Origin of the sequence: Leisingera sp. M658, from assembly GCF_025144145.1 — a bacterium.
In the GTDB taxonomy this organism is placed as follows: Bacteria; Pseudomonadota; Alphaproteobacteria; order Rhodobacterales; family Rhodobacteraceae; genus Leisingera.
Genome location: NZ_CP083546.1, coordinates 2,517,749 through 2,540,130 on the forward strand (window position 1 = coordinate 2,517,749; position 22,382 = coordinate 2,540,130).

Sequence of the window (22,382 nt, forward strand, 5' to 3'; positions counted from 1 at the left end):
CCGCAGGCGTTTGAAACAGAAAGCATATTCATGAACGAAGACCTGATTCTGGACCTTCTCTCCAGCAACCTGCTGTACTTGCTGGGCGCGGTCCTGCTGATCATCGTGGTACTGAAGGGCGTGCGCATCGTGCCGCAGTCCGAGAAATACGTGATCGAACGGTTCGGCCGCCTGCATTCGGTGCTGGGGCCGGGCATTAACTTCATCGTGCCGTTCCTGGATGTGGCCCGCCACAAGATGTCAATCCTGGAGCGCCAGCTGCCCAACGCCACCCAGGACGCGATCACCAAGGACAACGTGCTGGTGCAGATCGACACTTCGGTGTTCTACCGCATCCTGGAGCCGGAAAAGACCGTCTACCGGATCCGCGACGTGGACGGCGCCATTGCCACCACCGTGGCCGGCATCGTGCGCGCCGAGATCGGCAAAATGGACCTGGACGAGGTGCAATCCAACCGCTCGCAGCTGATCGGGCAGATCCAGCATTCAGTCGAAAGCGCGGTAGACGACTGGGGCATCGAAGTCACCCGCGCCGAGATCCTGGACGTGAACTTGGATCAGGCCACCCGCGACGCGATGCTGCAGCAGCTGAATGCCGAACGCGCCCGCCGCGCCCAGGTGACCGAGGCCGAGGGCGCAAAACGCGCCGTCGAGCTGAACGCCGACGCCGAGCTTTATGCCGCCGAACAGACCGCCAAGGCCCGCCGCATCCAGGCCGAAGCCGAGGCCTATGCCACCGAAGTTGTCGCCAAGGCGATCCGCGAAAACGGTATCGAGGCAGCGCAGTACCAGGTCGCCCTGAAACAGGTGGAATCGCTGAACGCGCTCGGCAAGGGCGCGGGCAATCAGACCATCCTGGTCCCCGCCCACGCGCTTGAGGCCTTTGGCAACGCCTTCAACCTGCTGAAAGGGGGCAAATAATGGATATGCCGTTCTGGGACTTGTGGTGGGTCTGGGGCGCCGCGGCGCTGGTGCTGGCCATACTGGAAGTTCTGGTGCCCGGCTTTGTCTTTCTCGGCTTTGCCATCGGCGCCGCGGCCGTCAGCCTGCTGCTGCTGGCAGGCGCCGGTTTCGGCCTGCCGCCGCTATTGCTGATCTTTGCTGTGCTGTCGCTGGCGGCCTGGCTGGTGATGCGCCGCTTTTTTGCCCTGCCCAAGGGCCAGGTGAAGACCTTCAACCACGACATCAACGACTGACAACACCAACTGACAGCAGGCCGGGCTGCGCATCACAGCGGCCCGGCCCATGCGGTACGTGCCACATGCTACGGGCCATACGGCATAGCCCATGCGGCACGGCCCGCGTCAGAACCTGAAACCCACCCCCGCCAGCAGCCCGTGAGTCACCGCATCATGGCGGAAAAAGCTGTCCGTGCCGCGGATGCCGTCCTGATACTCCACCCCCAGCCCGCGGTACATCACATAGATCGAGGCGCGCTCCCAGCGGTCGTAAATCAGCCCGCCCATGGCCGACCAGCTTTGATCGGACCCGGCGCCGAAGCCGCCGATATCGCCCTCCAAGGACAGGCTGAACCGCGGCGACAGCCGCCGCTCCCAGCGCAGCCCCGCAATCGGATCGGTCCATGCGCCGCCGCGCCGCACCGCGCCGCCCGGCAGATAGGCCGTCACATCCACATCCCAGTGGCGCAGCCCGCCAAAGACCTCAAACCGGTCCCGCCCCTGCCCGAAACTATAGGTCACCACTGCCTCAGCCATATTCTGGTCATAGGCAGCAGCCACCGCACCGGCAAAGCTTTCCGCTGTCCGGTCCGAATCCATCACCGCATAGCGCAGCCGGAAACCGAAACGGCTGCTGTGCTGCCCCTCAAATGCCAGCATCCCGCCGGCCTGCAGCTGATCAAACACATCGCCCGCATCAATCGACAGACCGCCGCCTGCCTGCCCCAGCTCTGTTGTCCCCTCCACCGATGGTGCCAGCACAAAGGGCGTCAGCTGCCAGCGCCATGCCCCCTGTGCCCGGGCATCACCGGCCGTCCCGCCTACGGCCAGGCAGCTGCCCGCCAGCACAAGGGCAGCGGAATTCGCGCATCTGCGGGTCGTGGTTTTCCCTGGCATGGCCTCTCTCCGCTCCTGCCCGCACACAGCAGCTCCGTGGCCGGACAGCGGCGCACGGCCCGCATCCTTCGGGCAGCGTTTACAAAATCATCGTGGGGGAGCCACAATTTAGCGCGCTCACCCCATCAAATCAAATTTTCACGAACAGGCGGTTAACAGAACATTCCCGCTGCGGTGTGCGCCGCCTCTGGACGCCGGGCCGTACATTCCCTATATAAATCGTCGGAATATCAGACCGGGATCCCCATGACCAACCCTTCCGAACCGCTTGAAGGCGCACCGCTGATCGCGCCCTCCTCCGTCAGCCACCCGCTGTACGAGGCCGTGACCGACGCCTGCCGCTCTGTCTATGACCCGGAAATACCGGTGAACATCTACGAGCTGGGGCTGATCTACACGATCGACATCAATGACGAGAACGACGTCAGGATCATCATGACGCTGACCGCACCGGGCTGCCCGGTTGCGGGCGAGATGCCGGGCTGGCTTGTCGACGCCATCTCGCCGGTGCCGGGGGTGAAAACGGTTGACGTCGAACTCACCTGGGAGCCGCCCTGGGGCATGGAGATGATGTCCGACGAGGCCCGCCTGGAACTGGGCTTCATGTAAGCCCGCACAGCCTGTGCCCGGATCCGGCCCCTGCATCTGCGGGGGCCTTTTCATTTTCGGGCCCGCGCGTCTAATGTGCGGCAGCCCTAGACCCGGAGCCGCCCCATGCGCCTAGCCCTGCTGTCCGTTGCTTTACTGTCCGCGGCCCTCGTGCTGCTTCCTGCTCCCGGCACTGCGGAACCTCCGGCCCTCAGCTACGGCCCGCGCCCGGCCTATCTGATCAGCCAGCTGCCCGAAGGTGCGCTCAAGGACAGGCTGCAGGCCTGCGCAGGCCAGACCCCGGCGCGCACGGATTTCTCCATCGGCCACCGCGGCGCGCCGCTGATGTTTCCCGAACACACCGCCGAAGGCCACCGCGCCGCTGCCGCCATGGGGGCGGGCATTCTGGAATGCGACGTCACCTTCACCCGCGACCTGGAACTGGTCTGCCGCCATGCGCAGAACGATCTGCACCGGACCACGGACATCCTGACCTCGCCCCTGGCGGACCGCTGCATCCAGCCCTTCTCTCCGCATGCATTCAATTCCCCCGCCAGCGCCGAATGCCGCAGCTCCGATCTGACCCTGGACGAATTCCGCAGCCTGCGCCCGAAAATGGACAGCGCCAATCCCTTTGCAGCCACGCCGCGGGACTATCAGGGCGGCCTTCCCTCGTGGCGCAGCACGCTTTACGGCGGCAATGCCCAAACCCTGACACATGCCGAGTCGATCGGCCTGCTGCAAAGCCTCGGCGCCAAATTCATGCCCGAGCTGAAAGCCCCCGCAGTCCCGATGCCCTTTAACGGCTTCACGCAACAGGATTTCGCGCAGAAACTAATTGATGATTATGAATCCGCCGGCATCGCACCCGCCGACGTCTGGGTGCAAAGCTTCAGCCTGGACGATATCCTCTATTGGATCGAACACGAACCGGAGTTCGGCCGCCAGGCGGTGCTGCTCGACGGCAGCTACCGCCACGAGGGGTTTGATCACACCGATCCGGCAACATTCCCCTATGACTTCGCCACGCTGAAGGCCCAGGGCGTCAATTACCTGGCACCGCCCCTTTGGATGCTGGTGACCGTACAGGACGGCCGCATTATCCCCTCCGCCTATGCCATTGCCGCCAAATCCGCCGGGCTGCGGCTGATCACCTGGACGCTGGAACGCTCCGGCCCGCTGCAGGGCGGCGAATGGTATTTCCAGTCGCTCGCAGGTCTCAGCCGCGGCGACGGCATGTATTATCAGCTGCTGGACGTTTTGGCACAGGACGCAGGTGTCGAAGGCGTTTTTTCTGACTGGCCTGCCACCGTCACCTACTATGCAAATTGTATGGGACTGTGACACCATTGGCCTGTGATCGGCGGCAGCGCAGGTTTCAGGCCGCTCCCCGTTGAAAATCCGCATACAGAGTACATGTTACCTGCCTGCCTGGACGTTTGCGGGGTTGAGCCGCGGCAGCACCAGCCCTAGATAGGGACTAAGTGTAAGGAGAACCCCATGTTCGGCATTCCCGGCAAACAAGCTGTGACCATGACGCCCAAGGCAGCAGCGCAGATCGCCAGGCTGATGGCCAAGGACGGCCATGCCGGCCTGCGTATCGGCGTCAAGAAAGGCGGCTGTGCGGGCATGGAATACACCATGGAATACGTCAACGAGCCCTCTGCCAACGATGAAGTGGTGGAACAGGACGGCGCCCGCATCCTGATCGCGCCTATGGCGCAGATGTTCCTGTTCGGCACCGAAATCGACTATGAGGTGACGCTCTTGGAAAGCGGTTTCAAGTTCAACAACCCCAATGTCGCGGATGCCTGCGGCTGCGGCGAATCGATCAGCTTCAAGGAACTGCCCGGCGCCTGATCCGGTCCAGACGGGACGCAATCAGCGGGCGGGGTCTTCCCCGCCCTTTTTGTGGCCGGTCCCCGGCCAAGCGAATTGCGCCACTCCGCCGCTGGTGTTACCTGTCACGCCCACATAACGAGGATCGGAGGCATCCCCCATGCGGCGGAAACTGGCAGCAGGCAACTGGAAAATGAACGGCACCGGCGACAGCCTGGGTGAATTGGCAGCCCTGGCCGAAAGCCATACCGGCCCGGCTTCGGAGATCCTGATCTGCCCGCCGGCAACCCTGCTGTCGCGCGCGGCTGAAATCGCCAAAGGCAGCGCCGTCGCCATCGGCGGCCAGGACTGCCATGCAAACGCCTCCGGCGCCCACACCGGCGATCTTTCAGCTGGCATGCTGAAAGACGCCGGCGCCTCCGCCGTGATCCTCGGCCATTCCGAGCGCCGCGCCGACCACGGCGAAACTGACGCCCAGATCTGCGCCAAAGCCGAAGCCGCCCTAGCAGAAGGCCTCACTGCGGTGATCTGCATCGGTGAAACCCTGTCCGAGCGCGAAGGCGGCGACACGCTGAAGGTGGTTGGCACTCAGCTTGCAGGTTCCGTCCCGGCCTCTGCCACCGGCAAAAACACCGTTGTGGCATACGAACCGGTCTGGGCCATCGGCACCGGTAAAGTGCCGACGCTGGAGCAAATTTCCGAAGTGCACAACTTCCTGCGCGCCGAACTCACCGCCCGCTTCGGGGCCGGGACCGCAGAGACCATCCGCCTGCTCTACGGCGGCTCGGTCAAGCCATCGAACGCAAGTGAGATCTTTGCTGTCTCCAATGTCGATGGAGCACTTGTAGGCGGCGCCAGCCTCAAGGCCGCGGATTTCTCCCCGATCATCACCGCGCTTGAGGCCGCCTGAGCCAAGAAAATTCGAATTTTCTTGGCAAAATTCTTCGAAGAATTTTGCCGCAGAACGCAAAACGGCGCCCGAACATCCGGGCGCCGTTTTCTTTTCTGCAAAGCCTTACTTGGTTATGATCTCCGGCCCCATCACCGCATTTGGCAAAACAGTGGACAGCCAGGGGATATAGGTGATCATGATCAGGAAAACAAAGAGCACCGCGAGGAACGGCAGCGCCGCCCGCACCACCCCCATCATCGGCATCCCCGCCACGCCCGAGGTCACAAACAGGTTCAGGCCAACCGGAGGGGTAATCATGCCGATCTCCATGTTCACCACCATGATGATGCCCAGATGGATGGGATCAATGCCCAGCTCAATCGCAATCGGGAACACCAGCGGTGCAACGATGACCAGCAGGCCCGAAGGCTCCATGAACTGGCCGCCGATCAGCAGGATCACATTGACCACGATCAGGAACATCACCGGGCCAAAGCCTGCCGACAGCATTGCCGTTGCAATCTGCTGCGGCACCTGCTCATCGGTCAGCACATGTTTCAGGATCAGCGCATTGGCAATCACAAACAGCAGCGTCACGGTCAATTTGCCCGCCTCGAACAGCGTGTGCTTGGTATCGCTGTGCAGGAACGCAGTCAGCAGTGCATAAGGCTTCCGCAACAGCGGCGTCTTTGCCTTGCCCTCACCATTCGACAGCGGTCCCATGTCCTTGTAGACAAAGCTGGCGATAAAGAAGGCATATACCGCCGCCACCGCCGCCGCCTCGGTCGGAGTAAAGATGCCGCCATAGATGCCGCCCAGAATGATCACGATCAGGAACAACCCCCAGCCCGCATCCCGCGCCGACTCAAAGATCTCGCCCCAGCCCTTCCACTCGCCCTTGGGCAGGTTCTTGACCTTGGCCATCACATAGATGGTCACCATCAGCATCAGCCCGGCCATCAGTCCCGGAATGACACCGGCCAGGAACATCCGGCCGACGGAAACCTCAACCGCGGCTGCATAGACCACCATCACAATCGACGGCGGGATCAGGATGCCAAGCGTCCCTGCGTTACAGATCACGCCTGCCGCGAACTCCTTGGAGTAGCCCACCTCGCGCATGCCAGCGATCACAATGGAGCCGATGGCCACCACAGTTGCAGGCGACGACCCCGAAAGCGCTGCAAACAGCATGCATGCAAAGACGCCCGCAATAGCCAGCCCGCCCGGCAGATGGCCGACACAGGCAATCGAAAACCGGATGATCCGCCGCGCCACGCCGCCCGTGGTCATGAAGCTTGACGCCAGAATAAAGAACGGGATCGCCAGCAGGGTGAAATGCCCCTCAAAGGCTTCAAACAACGTGCCCGCGACGCTCGCCAGCGAACTGTCGGAGTAAATCAGCAGGAAAATCGTCGAGCTGAGACCCAGCGACACCGCAATCGGCACCCCGATCAGCAACAGGCCGATCACCATAGCAAAGAGAATTACCACTTCCATCAGTCATGCTCCCCGCGCTGCGCCCGCACGGCGTCCAGCTCATCTTCCACTTCATGGCTGGCGACCAGCCGGTCGACATCACCGCGCGCGATCTGGAACGTCGCCTGAACAAAGCGGAACACCAAAAGCAGCATCGACACCGGCAGCACCACATACGGCACCACTTTCGGCAGTTTCTCGTAGGAATCGCCGTAGTTGATCAGGTCCTCAAGAAACTTGAAGACCGCCACCATCGGCACATCCTGCACCTCGTAAAAACTTTGGCTGCGTGCCTTCATGTCAAACCCGGTCGGGAACCAGCGCCCCGAGGTCGGCGGCAGATCCGCAAACACCGCCCAATAGTCATATGCGCCTTTCAGCAGCAGCAACGAGAACACGATGCAGCAGGCGGCGGCAAACAAGCCCACCGCGCGGCGCGCGCCCGGCGCCAGCATGTTGACGATGGCATCAACGCCCAGATGCGCATGGGCTTTCACCGCATAAGACGCGCCCAAAAGCACCAGCCAGGCAAACAGGAACACGGTCAGCTCCAGTGCCCATAAAATGTTAGAATTAAACACAAACCGCGCGATGACATTGGCAAATGTTATTGCCGTCATCAGCCCCAGCAGGATCGCGATCAGGGTTTCTTCGAGTGCGTTGATAAGCCCGCTCGGGCCGGTTCTGGACCCCGCCATGGCTGCCTCCCAAATTTTGCGGAAAAGGGGTGCAGGCAGCGGATCCCCGCGCCGCCTGCAGTCAGGAGGCCCCGATGCGGGCCTCCCGGATACGGGCCTGACTTACAGGCCTGCGTTGATGGCTTGCGCCGCGTCGATCTTCTCCTGGCCGACGTCGCCTGCGAACTTCTCCCAGACCGGCTTCATCGCTTCGACCCAGGCCGCACGCTGCTCGGGCGTCAGCTCACGCACCACGCCGCCGGCATCGATGATCGCCTGACGGGCTTCACCGTTCACCTTGGTGGATTCAGCGTTGCGGGTCGCGGTCACCTCATTCAGGATGGTCAGGAATTGGTCGCGCACCGCCGGGTCCAGGCTGTCCAGCCAGTCAACGGAGGTCACCACCAGATAGTCCAGCGCGCCGTGGTTGGTCTCGGTCACACCGTCCTGCACCTCAAAAAACTTCTTGCCGTAGATGTTGGACCAGGTGTTTTCCTGCCCGTCCACAACCCCCTGCTGCAGCGCGCCGTAGACTTCCGAGAATGCCATCTTCTGTGGCGAGCCGCCGATAGCTTCCATCTGGGCGACCAGCACGTCCGAGGACTGCACCCGGAACTTCAGCCCATTGGCATCCGTGGGCTCGACCAGCGGTTTGTTCGCCGACATCTGCTTCATGCCGTTGTGCCAATAGGCCAGCCCCTGCAGACCGCGGCGCTGCATGGAATCCAGCATCTCCTGGCCGGTTTCGGACCCCTGGAACGCATCCACCGCGTCGATGTTCTTGAACATGAACGGCAGGTCGAACAGGCGGAACTGCTTGGTGAATTTCTCAAACTTCGACAATGACGGCGCGGCCAGCTGCACGTCGCCCTGCAGCATCGCTTCCAGCACCTTGTTGTCATTGTACAGCGTCGAGTTCGGATAGACCTCGATGCACATGGTGCCGTTCATTTCTTCGTTCACGCGGCTCTCCAGCAGCGACGCGGCAATCCCCTTGGGGTGCTTGTCGGTGTTGGTGACATGGCTGAACTTCACCACGATCTCGCCGTCGTCGCAGGCAGCACTTGCAGCGCCTGCGGTGACGGTCAGTGCCAGTGCGGTGGCGGCAGTGGTCAGGAATTTCATGGTCTTTTCCTCCCAGAAAAATCATCTCTGAATCCGATGTTGCATTCAGCGCATGGCTGAAGCCCGCCCAGAGCATCCCAAGTTGCGAGAATCCGCTCAAGAATTGATTCGGAACTCATAAGCCGTCAGTTTTTTCCGCATTCTGGCAATGGCTTACCGGCAATTCCAAGCGTGTTCAGGCTGCATCCGTCAAAAGCTGTGCGGAATCCCGCACAGGGTGCTTCCGGCTTTGTGCGGAAAACCGCACAAATGTTAGCACTGGACACAGCAAGCCGGGAATCACCTTTTTCCTCTTGCCGAAAATATCCCCGCCGGAGGCACCCCAGCCTGGCCCGGCACGCGCGCTTCGGGGTGTTGCGCCGCGGCCGCCCCCGCCGCACGCACCGCTTGCGCCTCCTTAACTCGGGCTTGCGATAGTCATTCCCGTCGCGACACCGGTGCGGTTTGACAACCCGCACCAACAGGAGACCACAGGGCCCCAAGACCACCTCTTCATCGGGTGCAGGGGCGTCCCGAACGAAGGCTTCAGCGGACATGGGCTTACCCCCGTCCTCCCTCCGCCCCCATGCCCCATTCCGGGGTTACCGGCGGCGCCGCCTCCTTGATACTCCGGCAGCAGTGCCGGACCATACCAATCGCAAGGCCCTGGCCCCAGCGCCCTCAGCGGCGGTAGTCCTCGGGCCGGATGCCATAGCGGGCCAGCTTGTCATAAAACGTCTTGCGCGGCAGCCTCAACGCTTCCGCGGCTGCAGCCGCGCGGCCATTGGCCCGGCCCAGCGCCGCAATCAGCAGCGAGCGCTCGACCTGCGCCATCTGCTCCGCCAGACCCAGCCCTGCTGCTGCGGCGGCCTCTTCCGGCATGCCCAGCACAAACCGCATTGCCGCCGACATCAAGGAGCGCGCATTGCCCGGCCAGTCCTGCGCCATCAGGGCTGCCAGATGGCCCTGCGAAATCTCCGGCACCTCGATCCCCGCCTGCTCTGCCGCCTGCGCCACGTAATGACGGAACAATACCGGAATATCACCGGGGCGTTCGGCCAGTGAGGGGATCCGCACCCGCATCACATCCAGCCGGTAAAACAGGTCCGGACTGAACCCGCCGGCCTGCACCTTATCCGCCAGACCAGCACTGGAGCCTGCAATGATCCGCACCGCGCTGCCCTGTTCCAATTGCGCCAGCAGCGCAAATTGCGCCGCTTCCGGCAGCGCCTGCAGCTCGTCCAGAAACAGCGAGCCGCCCGCCGCCTCCTGGCACAGCTCCGCCACCGTCTCTGCGGCCAGCCCTGCGGCGGGGCGTTTCACAAACGGCCCCTGCCCTGCAGGCGACATCAGGTGAATGACCTCCGCCACTTTGGAAATACCGCTGCCCGGCGCGCCGGTGACCAGCACCTCCGCCCCTGTCGGCGCCACCGCGCGCACCCGCTGGCGCATTTCCATGGCCTGGGGCGAGGTGCCGAACAACAGCCGCGCCGCCGGATCGCCGGTCTCCAGCTGATGCTTCAGCCGCCGGTTTTCCAGCACCAGCGCCCGCGTCTTTAGGGCGCGCTCCAGCACCGGCAGGAAATCGGCTGCGGCGCAGGGTTTTTCCAGGAAATCGAACGCCCCCTGCGACATCGCCTTCACCGCCATCGGAATGTCACCCTCGCCGGTCAGCAGCACCACCGGCAATTCTTCATCCATGCTGCGGGCATAGTCCAGCAGGTGAAACCCGTCCCGCCCCGGCATCCGGATGTCCGACACGATGATGCCGCCGAACACCGGAGCAATGTGATCCTTGGCCGCCACAAACGAGCCGCAGGCGACCACCTCCAGATCGTTCAGCTCCAAGGTCTGCGCCAGCGCCTCGCGCACCGCCGCGTCGTCATCCACCAGCAGCACCTTGCGGGTCATGCCGCGTCTCCCTTTTCAGAACCTTCGCGCCATGGCTCCAGTTCCACTGTGAACACCGCACCGCCGCCGGTATTGGCACCGCGGATGTTACCGCCAAAGCTTTGCACCAACCCGTATGAGATCGACAGCCCCAGCCCCATGCCTTCCGAACTGCCCACCGCCTTAGTGGAATAAAACGGCTCGAACATCTTTTCCGGCTCCTTGATGCCGGGGCCGCTGTCCTGCACCCGCACCTGCAGCCGCGGGCCGCGTTCGACAGAGATTGAGATCACCTTCTCCAATTGCCCTTGCATTGCATCCGCCGCGTTGTTGATCAGGTTCACAAACACCTGCGTCAGCCGCACCTCGCCGCCCCAGGCCGGCACCGGCGCCGCATAGGCCGCCTCATCCCAGCGCAGATCTATATGATCTGCTTTCAGCCGCGGCGCGGTCAGCTCCACTGCCGTTTTGATCACCTGCACCAGATCGACCTGTCCCATCGGCTCGCTTTCATTGCGGGCAAAGGCGCGCAAGTTCTTGATGATCCGCGCCATCCGCACCGCCATGTCGGCGATCCGGCCCAGGTTTTCGCCAGTGCGCTCCGCCTTGCCCCGCTCCAGAAAGGCGGCGCCGTTTTCGGCATATTGCTGGATCGCCATCAGCGGCTGGTTCAATTCATGGCTGATGCCCGCCGACATCTGCCCCAAAGCGGACAGTTTGCCCGCCTGCACCAGATCCTCCTGGGCGCGCTTCAGGGCGGCTTCGGCTTCCTCGCGCTCGCCCACCTCGCGGCGCAGCTGATCATTGGCCAGAGACAAAGCCTTGGTCCGTTTTTCCACCCGGCTTTCCAGCACCGCATTGGCCTCGGCCAGGGTGCGGCGGCGCTCCATCACGATGAACAACATGGCGCCCAGAGCCAGGCACACCGCCGCCAGCGCCGCCGCCTGCAAGGCTGCGATCCGCCGGGCAGGTGCCACATCCACCAGAATTTCGCCTGTCATCCCAATCAGCGGCAAATCCACCGAAAGATGCAGTGCGCGGCCGGGCAAATAGGGGCTGCCCTCAAGGCTCCAGATTTCATGCCCTCCATAGCGGTCCCTGCCAGTGACACGCGGGGTTTCCCCCGCCGCGCCGCGCTGCCAGAACAGCAATTCGGACCGGTTGGAAATGAACACCTCGCCGCTCATGCCGGTAAAGAATACCGCCGGCAGCGAGCCGCGCCAGGTCTGCTCCACGTCATTCACATCCGCTGCAACCACCAGCGCCCCGCGCACACCACCAGGCTGAAACACTGGCGCGGCATAGAAATACGACCGCCGCCCGCCCGGCTGCAATACCGCGTGGCCGGTGCCCATGGCCCCTTGCATGGCGCGGGTGAAATACGCCTGCCCCGAGACATCCGCGCCGGACACCCCTTCGGCCGCCGCCAGCACCCGGCCGTCCGCAGCGGCAAAAAACACATCCAGCGCCGCGGTTTTGTCCGCAACCGCGCGCAGCAGCTCCGCCGCCGCGTCCTGCGCCACGGGCGTGGACAGGTCCGCCAGTGCCGGGTGTTCGGCGGTCAGAACCGCCAGTTCCTGATAGACCTGCAGCTGGGTGCTGACCCGGTCCGACGCCAAGGCCAGATCCGCCGCACTGCGCTCAGCCAGGCTGTCCAGCGCCTGACGGTAGCCATAAGACCAGACCATCAGCGCCAATGCCGCCACGGCCAACAGGAACCCGGCAGGCAGGCTCCAGCGAAGGAATTGCTGTGTTTTCATTGCGGCACGTTATCAAAGCGGCCCTTGCATTGACCAGATGCAACGGCAACAACCGGTATATGAAGACTTTAATCCAATCCCCCACCGATCCGGCCTTTGTACAGGACCCCTACCCGTTCTACGCCGCCGCCCAGGTCCAGGGCCAGCTGCACCATTGGCAGGACTACGGCATGGTTGCCGCCTTTGGCCATTCCGCCGTGCATATGCTGCTGCGCGACCGCCGCTTCGGCCGCGAGATGCCGGAAGAGATGCAGACAGAAGGCCCCGCCCATCTCGCCCCTTTTCTGGCGGTTGAAGCGCACTCATTGCTGGACGCCGAGCCGCCCCGCCACACCCGCCTGCGCCGGCTGGTGCTGCGCGCCTTCACCTCGCGCGAGATCGCGGCGCTGGAACCGGATATCAAGGATCTGTGCCACCAGCTGATCGACGCTTTCCCGGACCAGCCCTTCGACCTGTTGGAGGCCTATTGCACCCAGGTGCCGGTGATCACCATCTGCCGCCTGCTGGGCGTGCCCGAGGACATGGCGCCGCAGTTGCTGGACTGGTCGCACAGGATGGTGGCGATGTATCAGGCGTCGCGCACCGAAGAGACCGAACACGCCGCCGCCAAGGCCTCGCAACAGTTCACGGAGTTTCTGCGCAGCTACATCGATGAGCGCCGCAACGATCCCCGCGACGACCTGATCACCCGGCTGATCGCGGCTGAAGAGGAAGGCGACAAGCTGTCAACGGACGAGCTGATCGGCACCTGCATCCTGTTGCTGAATGCAGGCCACGAGGCCACCGTGCACTCCCTGGGTAACGGTGTGAAAACCATGCTGCAGCAGGGCTGGGACGCGGCGTGGCTGGCGCCCGATGGCCTTGACGGGCTGGTGGAGGAGATCCTGCGCTATGACCCGCCGCTGCATATGTTCACCCGCTACGCCTATGAGGAGGCCGAGGTCTTCGGCCATACCTTCCAGCGCGGCGATCAGGTGGCCTTGCTGCTGGCCGCCGCCAATCGCGACCCGGCGGCACTGGACGACGCGGACCGCTTCGACCCGGCCCGCCCGCCCAAAGTGAACAAAAGCTTTGGCGGCGGCTTGCATTTCTGCGTCGGCGCCCCGCTGGCGCGGCTGGAAATGCAGATTGCCCTGCCGATCCTGTTCGACCGCTGCCCGGATCTGAAACTGGCGGCAGCACCGGAGTACTCGAATACCTACCACTTCCACGGGTTGACCCGGTTGCTGGTTACGGTCTGACTTGGAGCTCTGCCCCAAACGCATGTTTAACATGGGGCTCTGCCCCAAACGCACGCTTAATATGGGGCTCTGCCCCAAACCCCGGGGTGTTTTCGGACCAGAAAGAAGCAGACCATCTTCCCTGCTTCTTTCTGGCCTCCCTGCTTCTTTCTGGTCTTAAATACCCAAGTCCTTAGGGTTGCAGCGGCAGCATTGTTGTGGATTTGATCTCCTCCATCGACAACAGCGCCGTCACATTATGCACCCGCACCTCGGCAATCAGCGCCTGATAGAACACATCATAAGCGCGCGCATTTTGCACCCGGACCTTCAGGATATAGTCGATGTCGCCCGCAAGCCGGTGGGCCTCCTGCACCTCGGGGCGGTCGCGCAGCGCTTGCAGAAATTTGGCCTGCCAGTCCGCCTCATGCTCGGAGGTGCGGATGAGAACAAAGAAACAGGCCTCGAACCCCAGCGCCTCGGCATCCAGCAGCACCGTTTGCTGGCCGATCACACCAGCCTCCTTCAGCTTGCGGATGCGATTCCACACAGGAGTCTTGGAGGAGCCCACCTGACGGGCGATTTCGTCCAGCGACTGGCCAGCGTCGCGCTGCAGTTCAGCCAGAATTTTCCGGTCAGTGGCGTCGATCCGCACCGTCATTCCTGTTTTCTCCTATTGTGAGGACCAATCGGCCCAATGTCTCTTTTCGGTAAAGCCATTGTTCTTATTTCCGCAGGTATATAGCGCAATACCGGGAATATTTCCTATATCTAACCTCAAGTCAAACACACTGGAGAGGCCGCCAAGATGCCTGCACATAATATACCTGCCGCCAACGCCACCGCTTACACCCGCGGCAGCATGGCTTGTATGGTTGCGGGCCAGGTTGTCTTTGCAGGCTCCGGCCCCGGCGATGCGGACCTTTTGACCGTCAAAACCCTGTGCGCGCTGCAGGAGGCGGATGTCATTCTTTATGACCGTCTGGTCAGCGATGAGATCATGGCGCTGGCCGGCCCGCAAGCGGTGCTGGAAAATGTCGGCAAGGAAGGCTTTGGTGCGCAGGTCAGTCAGGACGAGATCAACGCGCGGCTGGTCGCCCATGCCCAGGCCGGTAAAAAGGTACTGCGGCTGAAGGCTGGCGACCCCACCATCTTTGCCCGCCTGGATGAAGAGCTGACTGCATGCGAAGAGGCTGGCATCGTCACGCAGATCATCCCCGGCATCACCGCTGCGTCGGCTGCCGTGGCCGGCATCGGCCAAAGCCTGACGCAGCGCGGGCGCAACACATCCGTGCGCTTCATCACCGGCCACGCGATGACCGGCTTTGCTGATCACGACTGGGCCGCCTTGGCGCGTCCGGGCGAGGTGGCCGCAGTGTACATGGGCAAGAAATCCGCCCGCTTCGTACAGGGCCGCCTGATCATGCACGGTGCGGACCGCGCCACGCCGGTGACCATTGTCGAGAACGCCTCGCGCCCTGAACAGCGGGTGCTGGAAACCAATCTGGACCGTCTGCCTGCCGACCTTGATGCGGCTGGCTTTGACGGCCCTGCCCTCACATTCCTGGGCCTCGCGCCGCGCAAAGCGGCCGCCGCCCTGAACGACCTCAAAACGGAGCTTGCATAATGGCCCGCGCCTTTACCCCCAAAGTCATCACCGCCAACGACTTGCTCGAAGGCGACGTGATCTATTTCACCGCTGACGACAGCTGGACCCGTGACATAGAACAGGCTGAGCTGATCACCGACGAGGCCGTCGCACCGTTGCGCCTGCTGGACGCGGAAAAGCAGAACATCCGCATCGTCGGCGCCTATCTGGCCGATGCCAAGGCTGGGCCGAACGGCCCCGAGCCGACCCACTTCCGCGAGGACTTCCGCCGCACCGGCCCCTCGAACTACTTCCATGGCAAGCAGGAGGCTGAAGCCAATGTATAAGTACAACGAGTTTGACGAAGCCTTCCTGGCGGAACGCAACGCCCAGTTCCGCGCCCAGGTCGAGCGCCGCATCGACGGCTCCCTCACCGAGGACGAATTCAAGCCGCTGCGCCTGATGAACGGCGTCTACCTGCAGCTGCACGCCTATATGCTGCGGGTCGCGGTGCCTTATGGCACCCTGAATTCCGCCCAGATGCGCACCCTGGCGCTGCTGGCGGAAAAGTGGGACAAGGGCTATGGCCATTTCACCACCCGCCAAAACATCCAGTACAACTGGCCGAAACTGCGCGACATTCCGGATATGCTGGACGCGCTGGGTGAGGCTGGTCTGCACGCTATCCAGACCTCGGGCAACACCATCCGCAACACCACCGCCGACCATTTCGCCGGTGCCGCCGCGGATGAGCTGACCGACCCCCGCCCCTATGCCGAGCTGATCCGCCAGTGGTCCACCGACCACCCGGAATTCCAGTTCCTGGGCCGCAAGTTCAAGATCGCCATCACCGGCAGCAGCAACGACCGCGCGGTGATCATGGCGCATGACGTGGGCCTGCAGGTGGTGGAACAGGACGGCAAGACCGGCTTCAGGGTCGTCGTCGGCGGGGGCCTCGGCCGCACCCCGATGATCGGCCAGGTACTGCGCGAATTCCTGCCGCAGGCAGACCTGCTGCCTTATCTGGAGTCGGTTCTGACCGTCTACAACGTGCTGGGACGGCGCGACAACAAGTACAAGGCGCGCATCAAGATCACTGTCTCTGAGAACGGCATCGACACCTACCGCGCGATGACCGAGGAGGCCTTTATGGCGATCCGCGGCCAGTACGACGGCACCGACCAGCAGCAGCTGGAAGAGATCAAGACGCATTTCCAGGCACCTGAGTTCCGCTCCGGTTCCACCGAAACGTTTGACACGGCTTACGCAAACGACCCGGTGTTCCGCGCCTGGGCCGACACCAATCTGGCCGAACACCGCAAGGGCGACCATGCCATCGTGACCATCTCGATCAAGGCGCACGGGGCAACCCCGGGCGACGCGACTGCCGAGCAGATGCGGGTAATGGCGGATCTGGGCGAGCAATACGCCTATAACGAGCTGCGCATCAGCCACCAGCAGAACGTGATTCTGCCGCATGTCCACAAGAACGACCTGCCGGCGATCCACGCCACGCTGAAGGCAAACGGCCTGGCCACTGCCAACATCGGCCTGATCTCGGACATCATCGCCTGCCCCGGCATGGATTACTGCGCGCTGGCAACCGCCCGCTCGATTCCCGTGGCGCAGGAGATTGCAAGCCGCTTTGACGATCTGAAGATGGAACACGATATCGGCCATCTGCAGATCAAGATCTCGGGCTGCATCAACGCCTGCGGCCACCATCATGTTGCCCATATCGGCATCCTGGGCTTGGACCGTGCAGGGGTGGAGAACTACCAGATCACCCTGGGCGGCGACGCGACTGAGACGGCGGCCATCGGCACCCGCACCGGTCCCGGCTTTGCCTATGACGAGATCGTGCCCGCAGTAGAGCGCATTGTTGAGGTCTACATGGCCCAGCGTGAGGGGCCTGAGGAAACCTTCCTTGAGACCTACCGCCGGATCGGCATGGAGCCGTTCAAGGCAGCGCTTTATCCCGAGGCCCAGAAAAAGGTCGCCTGATCTGATGTTCCACACAGCCGGAAACAAGCCCGCCGGGGAGCCTGTCAGCCCCCGGGACCGGGAGCTGGCCGCCAAGGCGGAGGCGCTGAATGCGCGCTTCCGCCACCATTCGGCCACCTCGGTGATGCAGGGCGCATTGAAGGACGCAGGGCATATCGCTCTGGTTTCCTCTTTCGGCGCGGAATCCGTGGTGCTGCTGCACATGGCCGCGATCATCGACCCGATGACGCCGGTTGTGTTCGTGGACACCGAACTGCTGTTCACCGAGACACTGATCTACCAGCAGGAGGTGAGCGAGCGGCTGGGCCTGCGCAATGTGCGCATCATCCGCGCCGACGACATCGCCGAAAAGGACCCCTATGGGGCCCTCAAGTTCAGCGACAAGGATGCTTGCTGCACCCTGCGCAAGACCGTGCCGCTGCAAAAGGCGCTGGCGGGCTATGACGGCTGGATTACGGGCCGCAAGCGGTTCCAGGCCGGCACCCGTGCCGCGCTGGAGTTCTTTGAGGTCGAAGACGGCCCAGGAGGATCAACCGGGCGGCTCAAGATCAACCCGCTGGCCCATTGGGCGCCCGAAGACGTGCGCGCCTATATGGATGAAAACCGCCTGCCCCGCCACCCGCTGGTGGCCAAGGGTTATCCGTCGATCGGCTGCGCGCCCTGCACCAGCCCGGTCAAGGAAGGCGAAGACCCGCGCGCCGGCCGGTGGCGCGGGGAAAACAAGGAAGAATGCGGCATCCACGTGGTGGACGGCCAAATGGTACGCACAGGAGCGTGAGTGAGATGACTGTTATCGTGACCGACACGGGCTTTGCCCGCGACGACTGGACCACCGGCTTTGAGGGCGCAGACGTGCTGGAGCTGGCCTCGGATGCCAATCTGAGCGAGGTGTCGCTGGACGGCGTGGCGCTGGTGCGGGTTGCCTTCCCCAGCTTTGCCGACGGCCGCGGCTTTACCCTGGCCCGCCAGCTGCGGCTGCGGGGCTATCAGGGCCGCCTGCGCGCCTTTGGCCATGTGATTGCCGATCAATACGCCATGGCCCGCCGCTCCGGCTTTGACGAGGTCGAACTGTCCGACGATCTGGCCGCCCGCCAGCCCGAGGACCAGTGGCTGGCCCGCGCCAACTGGAAAGACCACAGCTATCAGGCCCGCCTGCGCGGCAGCACCGCTGCCCGCTAAGCCAGCCCTCCCGAGCCTGGGAAAACCTTTGCCAGACCGGTTCCGTTGCGTCCTGCGCGGGGCCGGTTTCGCAAAACAAGGGGTTTTCCTGACCTGTATCAAAGACTAATCAGAGGTGCCGGCTACTCCCCCGGCAGTGGACCCGATGAATGAGATGACACCCGTGACCGACATTGCAACCAACGCCGCGCCTGAAAAGGCAAAGCCTGCCCTGCCCGATGCCCAGACCGTCACGCAAGTGAAGCACTGGACCGACAAGCTGTTCTCCTTCAAGGTGACCCGCCCGGCCTCGCTGCGGTTCCGCTCGGGCGAATTTGTGATGATCGGCCTGATGAACGATCCCGATCCCAAGACCGGCAAGGTGAAACCCCTGCTGCGCGCCTATTCCATCGCCTCGCCGTCCTGGGACGAGGAAATGGAGTTCTACTCGATCAAGGTCGAGGACGGCCCGCTGACCTCGCGCCTGCAGCACATCCAGCCGGGCGACGAGATCATCCTGCGCCCCAAACCCGTTGGCACCCTGGTGCATGACGCGCTGCTGCCCGGCAAGCGGATCTGGTTCTTTGCCACCGGCACCGGCTTTGCGCCCTTTGCGAGCCTTCTGCGCGAGCCGCAGACCTACGAGGATTACGACGAGGTGATCATCACCCACACCTGCCGCACCGCGGGTGAGCTGACCTATGGCCGTGAATTGATCGAAAGCCTGAAGGAAGACGAGCTGCTGAACGAGGTGATCGGCGAAGGCTTCTGGAAGAAGATCAAATATTACCCGACCACCACCCGCGAAGAGAGCCCGAAGATGGGCCGCATCACCGACCTGATGCGCTCGGGCGAGGCGTTTGCCGAACTTGGCGTGCCGCCACTGAACCCGGAAAGCGACCGCGCGATGATCTGCGGCAACCTGGCCTTCAACCTGGAGCTCAAGGATCTGTTCGAGAATACCTATGGGCTGGAAGAAGGCGCCAATTCGAAACCGGCGCATTTCGTGGTCGAAAAAGCCTTTCTCGACTGATCCCGCACCGGGGGCGCTGCCCGGATTTTGACACTGTTTTGACGGGAGGCTGCCGCCTCCCGTTTATCTTTTGTTGGGGATGATTCTGTATTCCGGTTGCTGAGATCCAGAACGGAGCAGCAAGAAATGCAGAACGAATTGACTTCGGGGCAGCCGCCCGTATTCCAGTCCGTCAGAACAGAGGCAGGCAAAGCCCGCGTCAAGGCAGCGGTTGCAGGGTTCCAGGCCCGTCCCGGCCAGGTGCAGCCGACGGTCCCCGAGCGGATTGCCGGCGTCAAGGCCCGCTATGATGCGCGCGCCATTACCCCAGGCGACATTGACGAGATGTTTGACGCGTTGGTGCAGGCCGGCCATCCGGTGACCTCGCCGATGCTGCTGCTGAATTCCATGGGCAAGCGGTTCCGCAGCCATCTGGCCACTATCACCGGCAGCGCCTACGACGGTGTCAAGCCGCTGGACCTGATTGGTATTGCCCAGCTGCAAATCCAGCGCGCCCGCAAACAAGGCGGCAACAGTGCCGGCTGGGAGACGTTCCTGGCCTTTCTGGCGCCGCAGCCGCAGCCCGGCGGCCAGGCCCCGCTGGACCATATGGCCCGTGTTGCGCAGCAAGCGCAGGCCCGCCCCCATTGATCCGCGGCAGTAAGTTCCGGCCGCAGACGTCCGGCGGCAGGCATGATGCCTGCCGCCGGTTGCGTTTCGTGCCTTACGGCCTGGCCTAGCTTACGGCCTGACTTAGCTTACGACCTGGCTCACTCGCTGCCTGCAGTGCTTTCGGTTTCCGCCGAACCGGATTGGTTCAGCAGTTCCTGTGCGGTGCCGGTTGCACTGTCCAGCGCCTCGGATGCGGCGTCCTGGGCGGCCTCAGCCGCGCCGGTGGCGGTCTCTGCCGTGCCGGTGGCAGCCTCGCCCGCCTGATCCACAGCAGAGCCTGCGGCATCCGCGGCGTCATCCGCAACGCCGGCGGCGGCATCGGTGGCAGCGTCTGTGGTGTCCTGGACGGTATCCGATGCAGCACCCGCCGTGCCCTGGGCTGCATCAACCGCATCCCCTGCCGCTTCTGCCGCCGCTTCTGCGGCTTCGCTTACGGTATCCTGCACCGCATCAACAGCTGCGCCGGCAGCTTCGGCACCGGATTCGATGGCACCCTCAACGGCGTCCGCCGCATCTTCCACCGCCTGCTCAGCCGGCGCCGTGCTGTTCTCGTCTGCCGCTTCCGGCGCTGTGCTGCTCTGTTCTTCTTGCACGGCCGGCGCCTCAGCAGGTGCCGGCTCCTGCGCGTTCTGGCCGTTCAGCAGCACATATCCGCCCACGGCAGCAGCCCCCAGCGCAATCAGGATCAATAACTGTTTCATAATACACTCCTTCCGTTAACCGGCTTGGCCGGTCTGGCCGCGCCATCCGCAGCATCTGCCTGCCAGATGGCGCGCGGCAGCGCAGCACTCAAGGGGGAAGTTTCCTAAGCCCGCATCACGGGCGGCCAGCTGCCGCCGGCCGGTCCCGCAACTGGCGGAACCCCGCCGCATTCCCACCGTTTCAGGATGCTGTCCCGCAGCGCCACGCTGCCGTCCGGCCAGGGTTTGCGCCTGTTTTCAGGGCCATTTGCAATATGCGGCCTTGAAATGCGGCTTTCCTGCCGCCATACCGCCTATAAGCCTTGAATCACATGCGCGGGGGCAGTAGCGTTCCCGCACTTTTTGCAATGACAGAAGGATCGCAGTCATAGCCCGCAGACCTCATAACGCGCCGCCGCAACGCGACACCGGCCCGCGCGTCAACGAAAAAATCCGTGCCTCCGAAATCCGCCTGATTGGCGCCGATGGCGATAACGCAGGGGTTGTGACCCCCGCCAGAGCCATGGAAATGGCCGCCGAGGCCGGATTGGATCTGGTTGAAATCTCGCCCAACGCCAACCCGCCCGTGTGCAAGATCATGGACTTTGGCAAGTTCAAATATGAACAGCAGAAACGCGAGAGCGAAGCCCGCAAGAAGCAAAAGATCATCGAGGTCAAAGAGGTCAAGTTCCGTCCCAACACGGACACTCATGACTATGATGTGAAAATGCGCAACGTCTACAAGTTCCTGGAGAACGGCGACAAGGTGAAAGTCACCCTGCGTTTCCGGGGCCGCGAGATGGCGCACCAGAACCTGGGCCGCGAGCTTTTGGAACGGGTTGCGGAAGATATCAAGGAATTGGGCAAGGTCGAAAACATGCCCAAGATGGAAGGCCGTCAAATGATCATGATGATCGGCCCGCTGCCGAACAAGTAATCCGGTCGCCTTCAAGACAGGTATCCAGCCCCGCAGTGCCGCTGCGGGGCTTTTCTTTTGCCAAAGCCATCGCAGTTAGCGCTGCCTTAACGCCTGCCCGGTAGAAGGGTCTTCATGGTCACTAAGGTGCAGGCATGAAAAGTTTATCCGACGTACAGAACACCGCTTTCATGGCCGTCGGCCCCAGCCGCATCGCCGCGCTGTCGCTGCTGGCCCTGGCCCAGGATCCGAAGGGCGCGGATGGCGGCAGCGCCACAGAGGTTCTGACCTTGTCGGTGCAGCGCATTGCGGCGGCTCATGCGATGCTCAGCAGCGGCCTGGACAGCCTGTTGCAGGAGTGCAGCTACAGTCTGCCCAAGGATCTGGAAGCCAAGCGCCAAGCCTGCCTGGACGTGCTCGGCCCCCTGCACAGCGCCACCTCCCGGCCCGAGGGCGGCCCGCTGGAGAATGTGCGCCGGATCCCGGACCTTGCGGGCCTCTGCCTTTACCGGCTGGAACCAGCTGTCTCCGGCTTTCTCAGCCAGATGGTCCAGACCTTATGCGACGCCCAGAAGAAGCGCGAGGAAGAGCGCGAGCAGAACATGCGCACAACCATCGCCAATGCCGAAGGGGTTGGCCGCAACATCAAGTTCATCTCCTTCAACGCCTCAATCGAGGCGGCGCGGATCGGCGATATGGGCAAGGGGTTTGCGGTTATCGCAACCGAAATCCGCGAATTGTCTGGCAAGACCCAGACCTTGCTGGAGGAAATCTCCGGCTACCTGCGGCACTAGCCGCCGCATTCGGCAGACACCGGCATCCCGGTGC

Annotated in this window: 24 protein-coding genes; 16 read left to right on the forward strand and 8 right to left on the reverse strand. The window is 63.1% G+C overall.

Features of this window, described 5'->3' with window-relative positions; translation table 11 throughout:
* The first annotated feature begins 30 nt into the window (after positions 1-30).
* Together K3724_RS12555 and K3724_RS12560 are read left to right on the forward strand one after the other, a co-directional pair.
* A complete protein-coding gene (locus K3724_RS12555; protein WP_259985322.1) occupies positions 31-921 on the forward strand; it encodes an SPFH domain-containing protein in 891 nt (296 codons plus the stop codon).
* Positions 921-1,196 (forward strand): NfeD family protein, encoded by a 276-nt coding sequence (locus tag K3724_RS12560; protein ID WP_259985323.1) that lies wholly within the window; start codon positions 921-923, stop codon positions 1,194-1,196. The genes K3724_RS12555 and K3724_RS12560 overlap by 1 nt, the downstream gene beginning before the upstream one ends.
* A gap of 108 nt (positions 1,197-1,304) precedes the next feature.
* Here the strand turns inward: K3724_RS12560 and K3724_RS12565 are convergent, their stop codons facing one another.
* On the reverse strand, positions 1,305-2,075 hold the full coding sequence (locus tag K3724_RS12565) for a hypothetical protein (protein WP_259985325.1): 771 nt from the start codon (positions 2,073-2,075) through the stop codon (positions 1,305-1,307).
* A 246-nt stretch (positions 2,076-2,321) separates the two neighbouring features.
* On the opposite strand from K3724_RS12565, the gene K3724_RS12570 reads away from it, so the two are divergent.
* From K3724_RS12570 to tpiA, 4 genes are all read left to right on the forward strand, one after another.
* Entirely contained in the window at positions 2,322-2,684 is a 363-nt protein-coding gene (locus K3724_RS12570; RefSeq protein WP_129371311.1) for an SUF system Fe-S cluster assembly protein, read from the forward strand.
* 105 nt (positions 2,685-2,789) lie between these two features.
* Positions 2,790-4,007: a glycerophosphodiester phosphodiesterase family protein gene (locus tag K3724_RS12575; protein WP_259985334.1), complete on the forward strand. Its 1,218-nt coding sequence runs from the start codon at positions 2,790-2,792 to the stop codon at positions 4,005-4,007.
* Positions 4,008-4,163: 156 nt separating this feature from the next.
* On the forward strand, positions 4,164-4,523 hold the full coding sequence (locus tag K3724_RS12580) for an iron-sulfur cluster assembly accessory protein (RefSeq protein WP_129371313.1): 360 nt from the start codon (positions 4,164-4,166) through the stop codon (positions 4,521-4,523).
* A gap of 139 nt (positions 4,524-4,662) precedes the next feature.
* On the forward strand, positions 4,663-5,412 hold the full coding sequence (tpiA, locus tag K3724_RS12585) for a triose-phosphate isomerase (protein WP_259985336.1): 750 nt from the start codon (positions 4,663-4,665) through the stop codon (positions 5,410-5,412).
* A 105-nt stretch (positions 5,413-5,517) separates the two neighbouring features.
* On the opposite strand, the gene K3724_RS12590 is transcribed toward tpiA, so the two are convergent.
* From K3724_RS12590 to K3724_RS12610, 5 genes are all read right to left on the reverse strand, one after another.
* Positions 5,518-6,894, reverse strand: a complete 1,377-nt coding sequence (locus K3724_RS12590; RefSeq protein ID WP_259985338.1) for a TRAP transporter large permease — start codon at positions 6,892-6,894, stop codon at positions 5,518-5,520.
* Positions 6,894-7,571, reverse strand: coding sequence for a TRAP transporter small permease (locus K3724_RS12595; RefSeq protein ID WP_259985340.1), 678 nt, complete (start codon positions 7,569-7,571; stop codon positions 6,894-6,896). Before K3724_RS12595 ends, K3724_RS12590 begins: the two co-directional genes overlap by 1 nt.
* Before the next feature lie 102 nt (positions 7,572-7,673).
* Complete coding sequence (locus K3724_RS12600; protein ID WP_259985348.1) at positions 7,674-8,675, reverse strand: DctP family TRAP transporter solute-binding subunit; 1,002 nt, start codon at positions 8,673-8,675, stop codon at positions 7,674-7,676.
* A gap of 660 nt (positions 8,676-9,335) precedes the next feature.
* Positions 9,336-10,565: a sigma-54 dependent transcriptional regulator gene (locus K3724_RS12605; protein WP_259985350.1), complete on the reverse strand. Its 1,230-nt coding sequence runs from the start codon at positions 10,563-10,565 to the stop codon at positions 9,336-9,338.
* Positions 10,562-12,304 (reverse strand): ATP-binding protein, encoded by a 1,743-nt coding sequence (locus K3724_RS12610; RefSeq protein WP_259985360.1) that lies wholly within the window; start codon positions 12,302-12,304, stop codon positions 10,562-10,564. The genes K3724_RS12605 and K3724_RS12610 overlap by 4 nt, the downstream gene beginning before the upstream one ends.
* 59 nt (positions 12,305-12,363) lie before the next feature.
* On the opposite strand from K3724_RS12610, the gene K3724_RS12615 reads away from it, so the two are divergent.
* Positions 12,364-13,545, forward strand: coding sequence for a cytochrome P450 (locus K3724_RS12615; protein ID WP_259985362.1), 1,182 nt, complete (start codon positions 12,364-12,366; stop codon positions 13,543-13,545).
* Positions 13,546-13,717: 172 nt separating this feature from the next.
* Here K3724_RS12615 and K3724_RS12620 read toward each other — a convergent pair whose 3' ends face one another.
* Complete coding sequence (locus K3724_RS12620) at positions 13,718-14,185, reverse strand: Lrp/AsnC family transcriptional regulator (RefSeq protein ID WP_027258505.1); 468 nt, start codon at positions 14,183-14,185, stop codon at positions 13,718-13,720.
* A 210-nt stretch (positions 14,186-14,395) separates the two neighbouring features.
* Between K3724_RS12620 and cobA the strand changes: the two genes are divergently transcribed.
* The 7 genes from cobA to K3724_RS12655 all read left to right on the forward strand — a co-directional run bounded on the left by cobA (position 14,396) and on the right by K3724_RS12655 (position 19,937).
* The gene (gene cobA, locus K3724_RS12625) at positions 14,396-15,151 is read left to right on the forward strand and encodes a uroporphyrinogen-III C-methyltransferase (protein WP_259992634.1); all 756 of its coding nucleotides are present in this window, start codon (positions 14,396-14,398) and stop codon (positions 15,149-15,151) included.
* Positions 15,151-15,459 carry a DUF2849 domain-containing protein gene (locus tag K3724_RS12630; protein ID WP_259985367.1) on the forward strand — a complete coding sequence of 103 codons (309 nt, stop codon included), beginning with the start codon at positions 15,151-15,153 and terminating at the stop codon, positions 15,457-15,459. Before cobA ends, K3724_RS12630 begins: the two co-directional genes overlap by 1 nt.
* On the forward strand, positions 15,452-17,116 hold the full coding sequence (locus K3724_RS12635; protein WP_259985369.1) for a nitrite/sulfite reductase: 1,665 nt from the start codon (positions 15,452-15,454) through the stop codon (positions 17,114-17,116). Before K3724_RS12630 ends, K3724_RS12635 begins: the two co-directional genes overlap by 8 nt.
* Before the next feature lie 4 nt (positions 17,117-17,120).
* Positions 17,121-17,894 carry a phosphoadenylyl-sulfate reductase gene (locus K3724_RS12640; protein ID WP_259985377.1) on the forward strand — a complete coding sequence of 258 codons (774 nt, stop codon included), beginning with the start codon at positions 17,121-17,123 and terminating at the stop codon, positions 17,892-17,894.
* A 5-nt stretch (positions 17,895-17,899) separates the two neighbouring features.
* Complete coding sequence (locus K3724_RS12645) at positions 17,900-18,295, forward strand: DUF934 domain-containing protein (RefSeq protein WP_259985379.1); 396 nt, start codon at positions 17,900-17,902, stop codon at positions 18,293-18,295.
* A gap of 145 nt (positions 18,296-18,440) precedes the next feature.
* Positions 18,441-19,307, forward strand: coding sequence for a ferredoxin--NADP reductase (locus tag K3724_RS12650; RefSeq protein ID WP_259985381.1), 867 nt, complete (start codon positions 18,441-18,443; stop codon positions 19,305-19,307).
* Positions 19,308-19,433: 126 nt separating this feature from the next.
* A complete protein-coding gene (locus K3724_RS12655; RefSeq protein WP_259985383.1) occupies positions 19,434-19,937 on the forward strand; it encodes a hypothetical protein in 504 nt (167 codons plus the stop codon).
* 119 nt (positions 19,938-20,056) lie between these two features.
* Here the strand turns inward: K3724_RS12655 and K3724_RS12660 are convergent, their stop codons facing one another.
* A complete protein-coding gene (locus K3724_RS12660) occupies positions 20,057-20,659 on the reverse strand; it encodes a hypothetical protein (RefSeq protein WP_259985385.1) in 603 nt (200 codons plus the stop codon).
* Positions 20,660-21,026: 367 nt separating this feature from the next.
* Here K3724_RS12660 and infC point away from each other — a divergent pair, with 367 nt between their 5' ends.
* Both infC and K3724_RS23860 read left to right on the forward strand, forming a co-directional pair.
* Positions 21,027-21,575 (forward strand): translation initiation factor IF-3, encoded by a 549-nt coding sequence (gene infC, locus K3724_RS12665; RefSeq protein WP_027258497.1) that lies wholly within the window; start codon positions 21,027-21,029, stop codon positions 21,573-21,575.
* A gap of 134 nt (positions 21,576-21,709) precedes the next feature.
* Positions 21,710-22,348, forward strand: coding sequence for a methyl-accepting chemotaxis protein (locus K3724_RS23860; protein WP_311199981.1), 639 nt, complete (start codon positions 21,710-21,712; stop codon positions 22,346-22,348).
* Positions 22,349-22,382: the final 34 nt, after the last annotated feature.